Origin of the sequence: Undibacterium sp. TC4M20W (assembly GCF_049340245.1) — a bacterium.
Lineage (GTDB): Bacteria > Pseudomonadota > Gammaproteobacteria > Burkholderiales > Burkholderiaceae_D > Undibacterium.
In genome coordinates this window covers 125,199-139,716 of the sequence record NZ_JBMPPI010000002.1, presented here as the reverse complement: position 1 = coordinate 139,716, position 14,518 = coordinate 125,199, and the positions used below count along the sequence as shown (strand labels likewise).

The following is a 14,518-nucleotide window of genomic DNA, read 5'->3' as shown; positions in this document are numbered from 1 at the left end:
GCAGGTGTTGATAATTTGAAAGGACCTGGTTATGCGATCCAGAGCTTTTGTTTCGTCGTCTCTCTCATCTTCAAATGCAGAGTTGGCAAAGCATCTCCGCATTAGCACCAGTCGTTTGGTCTTCGCTTTAGTGCTAATTACCATGCTTTCGACATTTTGTGCGCAAAGCCGTGGCGCATTGGCAGAAGGAAATAATTCTTCTGGTACCTACTCTTCCTCAACTTCTATCGCAAACAAGAAATTTATGGATATCTCTCATCAAAGCGTATCGCCGGAAGTTCCGCAAATGACTGCTGAGGAAATCAACAAGCGTATGCTGGACTTGATAGGCAAGATTAAAACGGCTGAGGATATTTCTGCCAAAAATCTGGAAATCGCGACTGGTCTCAAGGTTTACTTTGATCCTGCAAATTCCAGGGAATATGGAACCGGAGCGAAAATTACTGATACCTGGTTCTTTAATATTACCGTGATCTCCGGTAGCAAAGATGGCGAGCGCAGCCGTTTGCTATTTTCCTTCGACGATCAAACTCATAGCCACGCCGATATGACCACGATCTGCAAAATCGATTTTGAAGCCTATGCAAAACGATTGAACGAACTCGGCTTTCAACAGAAGCCTGTTTATGGCGAACACGGTCGCCGCGTTACCTGGATTTTCTCACGTGATGAAATTGTGATTCATATGGACATTCGTGGAGAAAGCAAAGAAAAGCCTGATCACGATTGCGTCTCCATGATCACCATTAGCGCTTAAAATCGATGTCATATGACCGGACCAAATCACAACCCGAATGTGGCACCGCCGATTGCTTAGCAAAAGCTTCATCAGATTCTCAAGGACTTCGGTAATGCCAACAAGACTGCGAATAATAATCCGGGTGATGATTTGGCCAAGGTCCTCGACGCCTCTCCCGATTTGAAGAAACGTATCCTCGACTCTGTCGATAAAGGCTACTTAAGCAAATTTCAGGCACTGCCCCCCAGCTCTGGTACTGGCGGCTCGTATGACCCAAGTGCAAAAGCCATCAATGTACCGATGGATGCACTCAAAGGTGCCGACACCAATCCACGCGACAAGGCCGAGTTGATTTTTGTGATGGGTCATGAAATTATGCAACAGGGAATATAGCAGCTTGCAACTAAGCTGGAGTTTCCAGGGGATCAGCGATCCACTTGATCAAGGCACTGTTAACGGCGAGAGGTTGTTCGAGTGTAGACGCATGGCCGCATTGAGGGATGACCGTCAATCGCGCGGCGGGAATAGCTGCTGCGATTTCTGCAGCTAATTCTGGTGGGGTGAGAATATCTGAATCTCCTACGAGAACAAGCGTCGGTACTGAAATAAATGATAAGCAGGGGCGACTATCTACACGCGAGATAATTGCATCAGTCTGCCGTTCAAAAGCATCGATGCCAACTGCCATCGCCATTCGGATATTTATCTCGCACAAGTTGGCGTCACCCTTATGCGATGGATGGACAATGGAATTTAAAGCTTCTGATGCGAGCGTAGTAAAGTCACCTTCGCGGAAGTTTGCAACCATGGCTCGACGTTGTTTGATCTGCTCAGCACTATCCGGGCGCGCCGATGTATCTAGAAGCGCAAGCTTGAGTACGCGCTCTGGTGCCTGTCGCATGATCTCAAGGCAAATATAACCACCCATTGAAATGCCGGCGAGTGCAAATTGAGAGGGTGCTGTGGCCAGGATTGTGGACGCCATCTCGGCTATTGATTTCCCCTCCAGCGTCGATGCAATAGTCACGGGCCCAAACTGCCACAAAGCAGGTATTTGGAAGGCGAAAGCTTCTGCTGAACAAAGCAATCCGGGTACTAGGACAATAGGCTGCATTTACGTATCCAGAAGGATCCAGTTAAATTATTGTTGGATGTAAATTCCGATGTTTGACGCTAATGCTGTGTCAGGAATGAATTTCTCGGGTCGATCATGGTGAAAATTTTCAATGCCTGCACAGATGCTCCATGAAGCCAGGGCACAGTTTGTCATGCCGCTGATGAGATTGATAACGCAGATAAGGCTAAGTAAGTCCAGCCCGTCATTTATCCGGATAGCCATTGTAAAATTCACTGGCTATTTTCCACTGCTGGTTGATTTTGATAAGCTGAATCACTTTCCATCCCTTTCCCTGATAGTCCTGGTCCCTGCCGGCGCTTTCATAGTCTAGCGAAATTTGGGCTAAACTTCCAAGTTGCTCGATTTTGATGTTGGAAAATCTTTGCTTCAATTTGCTACCACTTTCAAATACTGACTTTCTGAAATCGGCGTATTTTTGTATGCTTTGCAAACCATATTTTTTGTTTCCGTTGATGTTGTCAGGGATGTACGAAAACGGAATATTCAGGTCCAGAAGCTGTGATTCAAATAAAACCCGGTCACCGTTTGAGAATGCCTGGACATAATTTGCCAAAATTTGTCGTAACTGTTGATCATCCTGTTTGGCAGGTACATTCCAACCCGGCATTTCTGTATTGGCTGCTGTAACGGCACTAAGGTTCGTGATATTGCCAAGCACGAGGAAGATCAGGGCAATCAAAGTTTTATTAGACGACAGCTTCATGGTTACTCCTGGTTGGTTGTTTATATTCGTCAGGGTAATGCACGTCCGTTGCTGGAGCTATCGAATTTTGTTGATGCCAGGTATTAAGCTTACTAATGGCTCACTAATGGCTCACTGAGGTTGGATTAAAGGCTGATGAATTCCAATTGATAAATTCTATAAGTGGTCGCCGATATTTTCACCTGATTGCATTTTTTGAAACTCTCCAAGTGTGTCGATCATTCAGGAGGCGAGTTCCATACACTTCGAAAGGGCTTATCTTGAGGTTGTGCAAACACTGCTTAAGCGAATCCATGTCCTTACCAATACCGAGCCGGCCATTATCAAAGAAAATAAGGAAAAGCTGAATGTGCCACAGAAATAAAAAAAGCCAGATCGCGCAATTGCCGCAATCTGGCTTGTCCCGGGGAGGGGATTTTTTAGCTGCTCAGCGAGAAGCTGATCGTTGCCGTGGCAATCACTGTCAGGGCTTTGCCATCTTCAAAATAAGGTTTAAAAATAGCGCGCAATATGGCAACTTTGGCGGCTTCGTCAAGGCGGTTCGAGCCGGATGATTTTTGTACATCGACTTTTTCTGCCTGGCCTTTTTCATTGACCAATATACGCAGGGTCACTTTGCCTTCTTCGCCCATGCGTCTGGACATGGCTGGATAATCTGCCTGCGGCGCGCGCACATATTCAACCGCACTGATCTGTTTTGGCTGTGCCGGAGCGGCTGGTGCCGGGGCGGTTTCCACTTTTGCTGCAACAGGTGCCGGTTGTGGTGCAGGAGGGGCTGCCTGTGTCGTAATCTGATGTACATCCGCCGGTATTTCTACCACTGGAACGATATGCGGGACCACCGGGACGGGTACTTGTACTGTCGTCAGTTTTTTCAGGGGGACTGGCTTGGGTGGTGGTTCTGATTTTACTGCGGGTGGCTCGACAAAGGTCATGACGACTTCTTTGGGCAATATTTGTACCGCGTGTGTCAGCAAACCATGCTGCAAAGCGTAAAACAGGGCCAGGTGCGCTGCAACGATGGCACCAAGCGACAGGATGCGGGATTTGGGGGCAGTAAAGTCTTGTGGGGCTTGTTGTAGAGTGAGTGTGGACATGGTAAACCTCACGCAGTGACGGCGTTGGGCTGGAAGTGTAGTTGTTGAATGAAGTTCTGGAAGCCGGATGCATTATTGCTTTTCTCATCGAGGCACTGGCGCATGACTTTGCGTGCGCAACCGGCACATTTGCCGCAGCAAGTGCCTACATCAAGTTGCTCGCGCAGTTCGGCCATCGTGCTGACACCCATGGCGACAGCCTGATGAATTTTCTTTTCCGATACATTATTGCAAACGCATACAATCATGAAGCTACTCCATTAATGCAGATTTTTTACCGGTGAAGGCCAGCAACCAGCCCAATTTGCGCAATCTGGTTTTTTGCGCTGCCTTCTTTTCTACCAGGCTGGCCCATTGCTCGGATAATTGCTGGCAAGTGGCTTTGAGCACAGGTGCCAGATCCGGCAAATTCGCCAGCGCATTCAAATGTCTTTCTATGACTGATGCCAGCCTGGTGCTGGCTTGCTCAGCCTCTTCCTGGGTCGTACTATTCGTGCTGTTGACTGTGTAATGCGACATCAGGTGCAATACTGCAGAAACCAGCAGTTCAGGCTGCTTGGATGTGGCAGTCAAACCCGATAATTCTTCGTTCGTCAGCGTTCCACCTGGCATGTCCAGTCTCCAAGTATGATCAGCGTTTTACGCCGTCAATATGAGCTTGTTCAGTTGCGTAATGCGCAGCCGGTAAATACGACCCGCATGATCAATTTCCAGTTCACGCTTTTGCTGCATCAGATCACCGCTCTTGATACGCGGGATTTCTTTTGGAGCTTGCGCTGCTGCTGTTTTTACGGCTGTTGTCGCTGCTGTAATAGCTAGATCAGCGTGCTGGTGTAGAGCGTTATATGTAGTCATATTTACCTTGCAAATCTAAACGATAACAATTCTTATTTAGATTATTGAATATTCGAACATGTTTGGCAAGTGTTTTTTGTTGATATTCATCAGTTCAAGGTTTACTTTTGCCTTGCTCATTAAAGTGGCAAACTAAATACGCCGGAAAAATGGCCGCAAGGCAATGCTTCTGGCAAATGCTTGCTGCTTTGGTATGGAAATACTGAAGAGACTATGGGGGCTTGGCTGGATACTTACCCAGGCATCCTGTATGGGTTGCCTGGGCCGTGAATGTGAGGTGCGGTCTTACAGCGGTCTTGACGGGTACAACTTCTGTGAGCAGCCTATATGATTTAGCTGGATGTTAGATGGTCTGAGGGGTGCTCGCCCATGGCCTCACCCATGCAAATGGCTTTGGCCGGCGTCCAGGCCGGGTTGAACTCCACCGTGCCTTTGGGGAATAGCATGACGACAGTTGAGCCCAGCAGGAACCTGCCCATTTCATCCCCCTTTTTCAAGATGATTTGCTGGTCATCGTAACGCCATTCGCGCACGGTGGCTGTGCGGGGCGGGTTGACGATGCCATGCCAGGTAGTGGCCATGCTGCCAACGATGGTAGCACCGACCAGTGTCAGCACAAAAGGACCAAAGGCGGATTCAAATACGCATACCACGCGTTCATTGCGGGCAAACAGGCCAGGCACACCGCGCGCGGTGGTTGGATTAACCGAGAATAATGCACCTGGCACATAGATCATGCGCGTCAGGCGGCCATCGCAAGGCATATGTATGCGGTGGTAGTCGCGCGGGCTCAGGTACAGCGTGGCAAAGCTGCCATCTTCAAATAGTGAGGCCAACTGGCTGTCGCCACCGACCAGGGCGGTAGTGCTATAGCTATGCCCCTTGGCCTGAAAAATCTGGTCTTTTTGTATAGGGCCGAACTGGCTGATGCCCCCATCTACCGGGCTCAGCAAGTCGCTGCTGGCGAACGGGCGTGCATCCGCACGTAGCGGGCGGGTAAAAAATTCATTGAAGCTGGCGTAGCTGCTGATGTCCGGATTGGCAGCCTCCTGCATATTCACATTGTATTTGCCGACAAACCAGCGTATCAGGCTGGTGGTGAGCTTGCCTGCCTTGGCATTGGCAACTTTGCCGGCGAATACAGTCAGAGCCTGTTTAGGCATTAAATATTGGGGCAGGACGGCAAGGCGATCGGACACGGCGACTCACTTTTCAAAATGTACAGGAAGTGGATTATAACGTTGAGCGGGCAAAAGCCTGCTGTTTCTGCGCTAATCGCAGACGCATCGTGATAAATTGTTTCTCCTGAGCTAAGGTTTTTGCAAATGAGGGGGGCGTATGCTATCGTCAATAGAAATACTTATTATTGCGTCCCCATGTCTGATGATAGCCAGCTAATTGTGATTGATCAGATCCGGATCGGAATGTTCATCAAACTCGACCTGAGTTGGTTCCAGCATTCTTTTCCGATGAACTCGTTCAAGATCACCAGTCAACATCAGATTGACGACCTGATCGCGCTCAAGCTCAAGCATGTACGCTATATCCCGTCCAAATCCGATCCTGTCGCTGCGAAGCCGCCCACTACTCCTCAGGCTGTGCCAGCTCAGGTAGCCGATACCGCGCCCAAAAAAGTGTATGCCAGCATCATGGATGCCAAGCGCGCACGTTTTGAAAAACTGCAGAAGCAACGTGACGAAATTGCCCGCTGCGAAGAAAAATTCGTGCAGGCTGCCAGCGTGGTCAAAAATATCAACCGCCTGATTTTTTCCAGACCAAAGGAAACCATAGTCGAAGCAGGCAAGCTGGTCGATAGCATGTCAGAAGTGCTACTCAGCGGCAACGACACCGTCATGCACCTGATACAACAGACAGCTGGCAATGAGGAATTGTATTTTCATACATTGAATGTCTCGGTGCTGGCGATGATGCTGGCCAATGAAATGAAATGCAGCGATGAGATGATCAAGGAAATAGGCATTGCCGCGCTGTTCCATGATCTGGGTAAGGTCAATGTGCCCGAGCATATCGTTCACAAGACTGAGCCACTGACCAGGCCTGAGCAAAATTTCTTTGAGCTGCATCCGGTATACGGGCTTGAAGTAGGTAAAAAAGCAGGCTTGTCGCCAGTGGTGCTTGATGTCATTGCCCAGCATCATGAATTCATGGACGGTACCGGCTATCCACACCAACTGAAAGGTGACGCGATCACCATGCATACGCGTATTGTGACGATTGCCAATGTGTACGATAATTTGTGTAACCACAATGACCCCAAACAGTCATTGACCCCGCATGAGGCTTTATCGACCATGTATGCCCACAGGCGTGCGCAGTTTGATACTGCCATCATGGCTACCCTGGTCAAGAGCCTGGGTGTGTATCCACCAGGTACCCTGGTCAGATTATCGAACGAGGCCGTTGGCCTGGTCATGAATGTGAATGTAGGCAAGCCCTTGCGGCCACGCGTGCTGGTGTATGACGCCGAGATTCCCAAGGAAGATGCCATCATTCTGGATCTCGCAGAAGAGAACAAGGAATTGTCCATCAATGCCAGCATCAGGCCAGGCTTGTTGCCCAGGGCAATTTTTAATTACCTGAACCCGCGTAAAAGGGTCAATTATTATTTTGACTCGCAATCGCAGAAAACACAGGGCGGCCCTTTACCAGGCCAGAATTAGCAGAAATGACCGACGCCGGCATGTCACAGTCAGTATCCGTTTTGAACCATGGATTACTGCGCCATATCATCAACCATAGTCGTGAAGCGATTCTGGTGGTGGATATGCAGCATATGGTATTGGTCGATGCCAACCAGCTTGCCTGCCTGATGCTGGCCTATACCCGAGATGAATTACTGGGTTCACCACTGGCAAATATAGAGTGTTCCTTGCAGGATGTCTTCTTTTGGGAAGCCTTGCGGGCAGATGCGCAGGCTGAGGGCAGGGCTGTTGCGGAAAGCGAATGGATCAACCTCCATGGTGTTTCTTTTCCGGTAGAAAAACGCGTTTCGACTTTTGCTGATAGTGGCAAAGAGTTTTTTATCATCCATGCCGAAGACATTACCCACAGGCGCGAACTGGTCGATGGGCATGTGCATCTGGTAGCACAATTGCAAAGCTCGCTCGATGCCACTGCTGAGGGCATCCTGTCGATAGACTTGAATGGCAATGTGGTGAACATCAACCAGCGCTTTTCTTCCATGTGGCAATTGAAAGATGAATTGCTGGCGTCGCGTGATGAAGTGCAGATGTTTGCCCATCTCAAGCATGCCTTGCAAGACGCCGACGGTTTTTTTGCCAGCCTCGAAAAAATCAAGGATGACCCCAACCTTGAAACAGAAGATTTGATGACCCTGAAAGACGGGCGTTATTTTATCTGTGTGTCCAAGCCAGAATTCATGCGTGACAGGCGGGTAGGGCGGGTTTTCAGCGTGCGCGATATTACCCAGATGAAAGAAGCTGAGTGCAGTCTGGTGGCAGCCAGGGATGCAGCTGAGCGCGCCAGCAAGGAAAAATCGCGCATGCTGGAAGCGCTGCTGATCAGTGAATCACGCCTGCGCCGCCTCGTCAATTCCAGCCTCATTGGCATCATGCAGGGTAACCTCAGTGGCCGGCTTACCGAAGCCAATGATGTCTTGCTGCAACTGGCTGGTGTGCAAAGGCGGGAGTTTGTCGAGTCTGGCATGAGCTGGCTGGAAAGAACCACAGAAGAAAGTCACACCCTGCACCAGAATGCCATGGCAGAAATACGTCAGCATGGTCAGGCCAGGCCCTATGAAGGTGAGTTGATACGCAAGGATGGGCAGCGTATTCCCGTCATGGTAGGTCTGGCGCAACTCGAAGGTTCGCTCGAAGAGTGGGTGGGCTTTGTGCTGGACCTGACTGAACAACGCAAGGCTGACCGCATCAAGTCTGAATTCATTTCCGTTGTCAGCCATGAATTGCGTACCCCACTGACGTCAATACGCGGTGCACTGGGTTTACTGGAGAGTGGCGTCGCCGGTGAGCTCACCGCCAAGACCATGCAACTCATCAAGGTCGCGCACAGGAATTGCCAGCGCCTGGGTGTGCTGGTCAATGACATCCTGGACATGGAAAAGCTGGCCTCCGGCAAAATGGTCATCAATATCGAGCGCTTCGACCTGGTTGCCGTGACCAGGCAGGCGATAGAAGCCAATGCCGGTTATGCCCAGGCCCTGAATGTGCGTTACTGCTTCGCTGGTCACCCGGAAAACGCCTGGGCTATGGGAGACAATGTGCGCGTCATGCAGGTATTTGCCAATTTACTGTCGAATGCTGCCAAGTTTTCCCCGAATGGGGCTGAAGTGCAAATCCGCATTACCGACAATGCCGGCATTTATAAGGTCGAGGTTGAAGATCATGGGCAAGGCATACCCGAGGCCTTCAAGGATCAGGTGTTCAAGAAATTTGCCCAGGCAGACGGCACCAATACCCGGCAACAGGGCGGTACCGGCCTGGGTTTGAATATCACCAAGACCTTCGTCGAAAAAATGGGTGGTGAAATCGGCTTTGAAACGGAAGAGGGCAAGGGCAGCATATTCTGGTTTACGCTACTGGCCTCCGCTCATCGCCGCCACGACAGATAGTAGCCAGACTTGATATTCTGGTATTACACCTTATCTCCTCATTGCATACACGCAGCCTGCTCATTGGTATATTCAGGACAAGGTTTTAGCTAATTGCATAGTAGTTAAAATCTATTGGATATTTAAAATTCATAGTGATATGCTTCTTTCCGTTGTGGACATATTGTTCACCTTGTTACGTCATCAGGAGAATTTAATGAAAACTGTAGGTCAAAAACTCGACGCATTCAAAGTTCCAGCAGCCAAGCCAGGCTTCAATCATCATGAAGAAAATGGCGTCTCCGCATTTGAAGACATCACTGAAGCTTCTTTCCCAGGCAAATGGAAAATCATTTATTTCTACCCAAAAGATTTTACTTTCGTTTGCCCAACTGAAATCGTTGAATTTGCCAAACTGACTAGCGACTTCGCAGACCGCGATGCTATTTTGTTGGGTGGTTCTACCGATAACGAATTCTGCAAACTGGCATGGCGCCGTGAACACAAAGACCTGGACAAACTGAACCACTATGCGTTCGGCGATGCAACAGGCTCTTTGGTTGATATGCTGGGTGTACGTGATGTTAACGCCGGCGTTGCACTGCGCGCGACTTTCATCGTTGATCCTGACAATGTCATTCAGCACGTTTCTGTCAACAACCTTAATGTTGGCCGTAACCCGACAGAAATCCTGCGTATTCTGGATGGTCTGCAAACAGACGAACTGTGCCCATGCAACCGTACAGTAGGCGGCGCAACTCTGTAATTTAGAGAGTGCATGCTGTAGATGTAAAATAAACCCGCTACGGCGGGTTTTAAAACCACTTTTTGATAGGTAAATACTATGGAATTCTTGAATTTAATTAAAAGTCGTATCCCTGATTACGCCAAGGATATCCGTCTGAACATCGATGGCACGATCGCCCGCTCCAGCCTGGAAGGCAATGACGCGGTAGGCGTGGCACTGGCAGCAGCCTTCGCAGCGAAAAGCACAGTGATCATTGAAGCCATCAAATCCAGTGGCGCAATCACGCCAGAAGAAATCAATGCAGCGCTGACAGCAGCGGCTTTGATGGGCATGAATAATGTCTGGTACCCGTATGTAGAAATGGCAGACGATGCAGACCTGAAAACCCAGGCCGCCCAGTTGCGCATGAATGCCTATGCAACCAATGGCGGTGTTGATAAACGCCGTTTCGAGATGTATGCCTTGTCGGCTTCCATCATCGGTAAATGCCATTTCTGCGTGAAATCGCATTTTGAGTTGTTGAAGAAGGAAGGTATGTCGGCAACGCAGTTACGGGATGTCGGTCGTATTGCTGCTGTTGTGAATGCGGCGGCGCAGGTTATTTCTGCTGAGACTGTGTAATTAGTTTTAAGTGGCTTGCGGTTGGTGGCTCTTGTGTTTTGGCCGCTTCTCCTTCAAGGAGATTTGCGGGAATTCGCAAAGCGCAGCTTTGTGCCACGAATCGCTAAGTTGCTTGCAAGCGGTGCGGTGGAGAAGCTTGGGATGAGGATGGGGTTCTGTCGATCAGCAGCAATAATAATTCAAAGTGCAATCTCAGATTCGTCGCTCCTGCGCAGGTAGGAGGCTACCGGGCTGGCGCTCCAGCGGCGTTCGTTGCATTGCCGTATTTCATGTAGGTTGGGCCGGGCCTCGCTAGGCTACGCTTTATCAGCCCAACACTGGGCTTATCATGCACGTATTCGTCACTATAAAAGCTGGAGGCCACCGAACCAGCGCTCCCGTGTTTTTCGTTGCATTGCCGTACTATGATTAAAGCGATTGCCCTCCGTAGAACCAGGCCGGGTCTCGGCCCGGCGGCCGAAATACTTTCTTTGCGTCGCCAAAGAACGTATTCAAAGAAAGGCGACCCAGGCGTCGTCGCCCCTGCGGGGTTCCCGATTGTGCAGTACAAAAAATGGGAAGATCCGAAACTCGCCTGCGGCTCAGACAGCGGCTCTTCTATTTCCATTTTCTGTACTGCACAATCGGCGTCGACACATGGGAACTGCGGAAAATCAAAAGCAGCGTCAAAAGCTGCGTCAAACCCAATAACAACCCAGTTTCCCCGCACTTCAAATTACTACAATCTCCCTACCGCGACTTCCTCTTAAAAATCCCGAGCACCACAACCAGCAATAAAACCGGCAATAAAAACGGCGAAAATATCATCAAAAACAAGCCACCTATCAGCACCGCAAAACCCACCAGCAAGAACGATACCCCCGCAATCACCAGCCCTGCCATGATCATGGCAAAGACGATGGCGACCAGTGCAACAGCGATGCCGCCGATTGAAAAGCCATTGTCAGAAAAAATATCAAAATCATCCGGACTCCAGTCCAGGTTTAAATCGATGGGACTGTCCATGACATACCAGATGACCAGCAAGAGTATGCAAAACGCGGTGAAGCGGGCGGATGATTTTTGGTCTGACATGGCTGGCTTGTTCCTCGCTTATTTCTAAATATTTACCGACTTATTTAACGACTTATTTTGCAACTTATTTGCCAGCTCATTTTCCAACATTAATGAATGGGATTGCTCCACCTGTGGTGGTTGGCAAATGGCCATCCCATTTTTCTATGGCCTTGGCCTGGTTCTCGGTTTCACGCAGGCGTAGCAGTTCTGGTGTGACTTGCTGTCTTTGCAGGGAAAGTGCTTCTGCTTCAGCCCGGGCGCGGGATATTTTTTGTTTGGCTTCGACTTCTATCCTTTGCAGGTCACGCTCGGCTTTCATCTTCAATTGATCGGCGGTGGTCTTGGCTTCAATCGCTTCATTGAAGGTGCGGCTGAAGTTGAAGTTGACGATGGAAAACTCATCGACCACCAGGCCATGTCTTGCCATGCGTTCTTTCAGGGCCAGGATGATTTCATCACGCACTTGTGAGCGGCGTGAGATCAGTTCTTCTGCTGTGAAACGGGCAGTTACTGCCTTGACTGCTTCCTGCACACTGGGGATGATGATACGTTCACCAGGTTCATTACCAAGATCGCGGAAAACCGAGACCACTGCATCTGGCCTGACGTGATAGTTGATCGCAATCTTGGTGTGAACGGTTTGCAAATCCTTGGAAGCAGCATCGCCATCACCTTCGCCTTTCTGTATGGCGACAGAGACTTTTTGCATTTTTTGGGCAATAGGCCATACCCAATGTATGCCTTCACTGTAAACCTCATCCGAAGGTTTGCCAAATGTTGTCAGCACACCGCGATGACCAGCGGGGATAGTAGCGAAGGGATTGAGGATGAACAGGACCAGCAAGGTGATCAGGCCGACCGCAAACTTGGGAAGAAAATTACGCATGATTTTTTGAACTCAAGGAATGAAAACACCCGCAGTATAGGTGTTTTTTACATAAGTATTCCCGGTAATCGGAGGGCAAAACTACCGCTTATTTTACGTCCTGTTTTTACGTACTGTTAGTTTGTATAAATTGCCGCAAACGCTGCTTCGCCCACGCGTTGATAAGCGCGGTACATGCCTTCGGTATTGAAGGGCAGGACGATATTGCCAAGTTTGTCTATGCCTATGATGCCACCCTGGCCTTCATACAGGGGCAGTTTGTCCATGACGACATTATTGGCAGCCTGTTCCAGGCTCAGCCCAAGGTATTGCATTTGCGCAGCAATATCATGCAATGCCAGGCTGCGCATGAAGGCTTCCCCCGTGCCCGTTGCAGACAGGGCAGCGGTCTGGTTGTCGGCATAACAGCCGGCACCCAGCATGGGCGTATCACCGACGCGGCCAGGCAGTTTGTTGGTCATGCCACCTGTCGAAGTGGCTGCAGCCAGGTTGCCGTGTACATCCAGCGCAACGGCACCTACCGTGCCAAATTTTTTATCGGGATCAAGTGGCGCGGGTTCTGAAGCCGATTTGGATGACGTACTCAGCAAATTTGCTGCATCGTGATCCAGCAGCACACCAGATTCTTGCCGGGCGCGTTGCAATTGCGCGTAGCGTTCTTCGGTATAAAAGTAAGCATGATCTTCGAATTGCAGGCCATGCTGGCGCAAGAATTCTTCTGCGCCTTTGCCTACCATCAAGACATGCGGGCTGTGCTCCATGACGGCTCTGGCAGCGCGAACGGGATTGCGCACATGCTGTATGCAAGCCACGGCACCTGCACGGCGGGTTTTGCCATCCATGATGGCGGCGTCCATTTCCATGGTGCCGGCATTGGTAAATACTACGCCTTTGCCTGCGTTGAAAAGCGGACAATCTTCCAGCAGGCTGACAGCCAGGCTCACAGCATCCAGCGCGCTGCCACCTTGTGCCAATACCTCATTACCCGCAGTGACGACAGAGCGTAATGCATCCAGATAGCGCGCTTCCTGTTCTGCAGTCAGGCTGCTGCGCAGAATCGTGCCAGCACCACCGTGTATGGCGATAGCAGCAGGTGCGGCCATCTTATGCTGGCCTGTCCATGTCGATGATTTTGCTGGCCGCCGCCGCATGCTGCTTGCGGGTCGTGGCATTCGGTTCCTGATACAACCATGGCAGCATGAACTTGGTCATTTCAGATGCAGCATGTACCGGGGCTTTGGCCTGGTGGGCGACGGCACTGCAAATCGCTTCTATCAGGCACAGCGCTGCGCCCTCGGAATTGGGAGAGAAGTTGCGGCGGGTTTGCGCATACAGGGTGATGTTCGCCAGTGAGGCCAATGGTGAACTTGGTGCATCCGTCAATGCCAGGATGGGCACGCCTTTCTCGCGCAACTGCTGCAGGATAGTGACCACATCTTCTGCATAGCGCGGGAAAGAAATGCCGATGACGAGATCGCGCTCTGTGTATTTGAACAACTGCCGCGCGACATTCGATGGCCCGCCCGAGCCCAGAGTTGATTGCACGGTATTACAGAACGGGTCCAGGCTATGCGCCATCAGGCCAGCCAGGAAGGCGCTCGCCCCATAGCCGACGATGTAAATTCTTTCGGCATTCAGGATCTGGCGCACGGCATGGTTGCACAAATCAGGAGCCAGGCCGCGGCGGGTAGCTTCCAGATTCGCCATGTCTTCATTGAGTGAGCTGGAGATAATTTCTGTGCTGGTGGCAGGGCGCTGGATTTCGCTGCGCAGATTATCGATAGGTGCCAGCATGGCTTCAAAGCCATATACCAGTTCAGCACGGAATTGCGGATAACCTTCAAAGCCCAGCGCCCTGGCAAAGCGATTTGCCGTGGCCACCGAGATGCCGACGGCATTTGCCAACTCATCGATAGACATGGTGGCTGATCGAAATACATTCGACAGCACATAATCGGCTGCTTTTCTGTGCGCTTTTGACAAGTTCATATAGACCTTGCCTATGCGCGCATTAACAGTACCACCCAGGGATTGCGTATCAGGACGATTCATATCGACTGGCTTTTCCGGTGAAATAGAAATGTAAA

The 14,518-nt window shown here is 50.2% G+C and carries 17 protein-coding genes; 6 read left to right on the top strand and 11 right to left on the bottom strand.

What is annotated here, in order from left to right; genetic code table 11:
• The first annotated feature begins 31 nt into the window (after window positions 1-31).
• A complete protein-coding gene (locus ACO0LL_RS03125; RefSeq protein ID WP_422949436.1) occupies window positions 32-757 on the top strand; it encodes a hypothetical protein in 726 nt (241 codons plus the stop codon).
• A gap of 132 nt (window positions 758-889) precedes the next feature.
• Window positions 890-1,132, top strand: a complete 243-nt coding sequence (locus ACO0LL_RS03120; protein WP_422949435.1) for a hypothetical protein — start codon at window positions 890-892, stop codon at window positions 1,130-1,132.
• A gap of 10 nt (window positions 1,133-1,142) precedes the next feature.
• Here ACO0LL_RS03120 and ACO0LL_RS03115 read toward each other — a convergent pair whose 3' ends face one another.
• The 7 genes from ACO0LL_RS03115 to asd form a co-directional block, all read right to left on the bottom strand.
• Window positions 1,143-1,853, bottom strand: a complete 711-nt coding sequence (locus ACO0LL_RS03115) for an alpha/beta fold hydrolase (RefSeq protein ID WP_422949434.1) — start codon at window positions 1,851-1,853, stop codon at window positions 1,143-1,145.
• A gap of 205 nt (window positions 1,854-2,058) precedes the next feature.
• On the bottom strand, window positions 2,059-2,580 hold the full coding sequence (locus ACO0LL_RS03110) for a hypothetical protein (protein WP_422949433.1): 522 nt from the start codon (window positions 2,578-2,580) through the stop codon (window positions 2,059-2,061).
• Window positions 2,581-2,999: 419 nt separating this feature from the next.
• Window positions 3,000-3,677, bottom strand: a complete 678-nt coding sequence (locus ACO0LL_RS03105) for an energy transducer TonB (protein WP_422949432.1) — start codon at window positions 3,675-3,677, stop codon at window positions 3,000-3,002.
• Window positions 3,678-3,685: 8 nt separating this feature from the next.
• Window positions 3,686-3,925, bottom strand: coding sequence for a (2Fe-2S)-binding protein (locus ACO0LL_RS03100; protein ID WP_422949431.1), 240 nt, complete (start codon window positions 3,923-3,925; stop codon window positions 3,686-3,688).
• A 4-nt stretch (window positions 3,926-3,929) separates the two neighbouring features.
• The gene (locus ACO0LL_RS03095; RefSeq protein ID WP_422949430.1) at window positions 3,930-4,289 is read right to left on the bottom strand and encodes a hypothetical protein; all 360 of its coding nucleotides are present in this window, start codon (window positions 4,287-4,289) and stop codon (window positions 3,930-3,932) included.
• 27 nt (window positions 4,290-4,316) lie between these two features.
• On the bottom strand, window positions 4,317-4,532 hold the full coding sequence (hemP, locus tag ACO0LL_RS03090; protein WP_422949429.1) for a hemin uptake protein HemP: 216 nt from the start codon (window positions 4,530-4,532) through the stop codon (window positions 4,317-4,319).
• Window positions 4,533-4,864: 332 nt separating this feature from the next.
• On the bottom strand, window positions 4,865-5,731 hold the full coding sequence (gene asd, locus ACO0LL_RS03085) for an archaetidylserine decarboxylase (protein ID WP_422949428.1): 867 nt from the start codon (window positions 5,729-5,731) through the stop codon (window positions 4,865-4,867).
• A gap of 126 nt (window positions 5,732-5,857) precedes the next feature.
• Between asd and ACO0LL_RS03080 the strand changes: the two genes are divergently transcribed.
• The 4 genes from ACO0LL_RS03080 (at window position 5,858) to ACO0LL_RS03065 (ending at window position 10,489) form a co-directional block, all read left to right on the top strand.
• Window positions 5,858-7,213 (top strand): HD-GYP domain-containing protein, encoded by a 1,356-nt coding sequence (locus ACO0LL_RS03080; RefSeq protein WP_422949427.1) that lies wholly within the window; start codon window positions 5,858-5,860, stop codon window positions 7,211-7,213.
• 5 nt (window positions 7,214-7,218) lie between these two features.
• Entirely contained in the window at window positions 7,219-9,141 is a 1,923-nt protein-coding gene (locus ACO0LL_RS03075; protein ID WP_422949426.1) for a PAS domain-containing sensor histidine kinase, read from the top strand.
• A 196-nt stretch (window positions 9,142-9,337) separates the two neighbouring features.
• Complete coding sequence (locus ACO0LL_RS03070; RefSeq protein ID WP_422949425.1) at window positions 9,338-9,886, top strand: peroxiredoxin; 549 nt, start codon at window positions 9,338-9,340, stop codon at window positions 9,884-9,886.
• A gap of 78 nt (window positions 9,887-9,964) precedes the next feature.
• Window positions 9,965-10,489 (top strand): carboxymuconolactone decarboxylase family protein, encoded by a 525-nt coding sequence (locus tag ACO0LL_RS03065; protein ID WP_186950911.1) that lies wholly within the window; start codon window positions 9,965-9,967, stop codon window positions 10,487-10,489.
• A 729-nt stretch (window positions 10,490-11,218) separates the two neighbouring features.
• Here ACO0LL_RS03065 and ACO0LL_RS03060 read toward each other — a convergent pair.
• From ACO0LL_RS03060 to ACO0LL_RS03045, 4 genes are all read right to left on the bottom strand, one after another.
• A complete protein-coding gene (locus ACO0LL_RS03060; RefSeq protein ID WP_422949424.1) occupies window positions 11,219-11,563 on the bottom strand; it encodes a hypothetical protein in 345 nt (114 codons plus the stop codon).
• A 76-nt stretch (window positions 11,564-11,639) separates the two neighbouring features.
• Window positions 11,640-12,431 carry a prohibitin family protein gene (locus ACO0LL_RS03055; RefSeq protein WP_422949423.1) on the bottom strand — a complete coding sequence of 264 codons (792 nt, stop codon included), beginning with the start codon at window positions 12,429-12,431 and terminating at the stop codon, window positions 11,640-11,642.
• Window positions 12,432-12,547: 116 nt separating this feature from the next.
• Entirely contained in the window at window positions 12,548-13,534 is a 987-nt protein-coding gene (locus ACO0LL_RS03050) for an isoaspartyl peptidase/L-asparaginase family protein (protein WP_422949682.1), read from the bottom strand.
• A 1-nt stretch (window position 13,535) separates the two neighbouring features.
• On the bottom strand, window positions 13,536-14,483 hold the full coding sequence (locus ACO0LL_RS03045; protein WP_162057801.1) for a MurR/RpiR family transcriptional regulator: 948 nt from the start codon (window positions 14,481-14,483) through the stop codon (window positions 13,536-13,538).
• Between the last annotated feature and the right edge of the window lie 35 nt (window positions 14,484-14,518).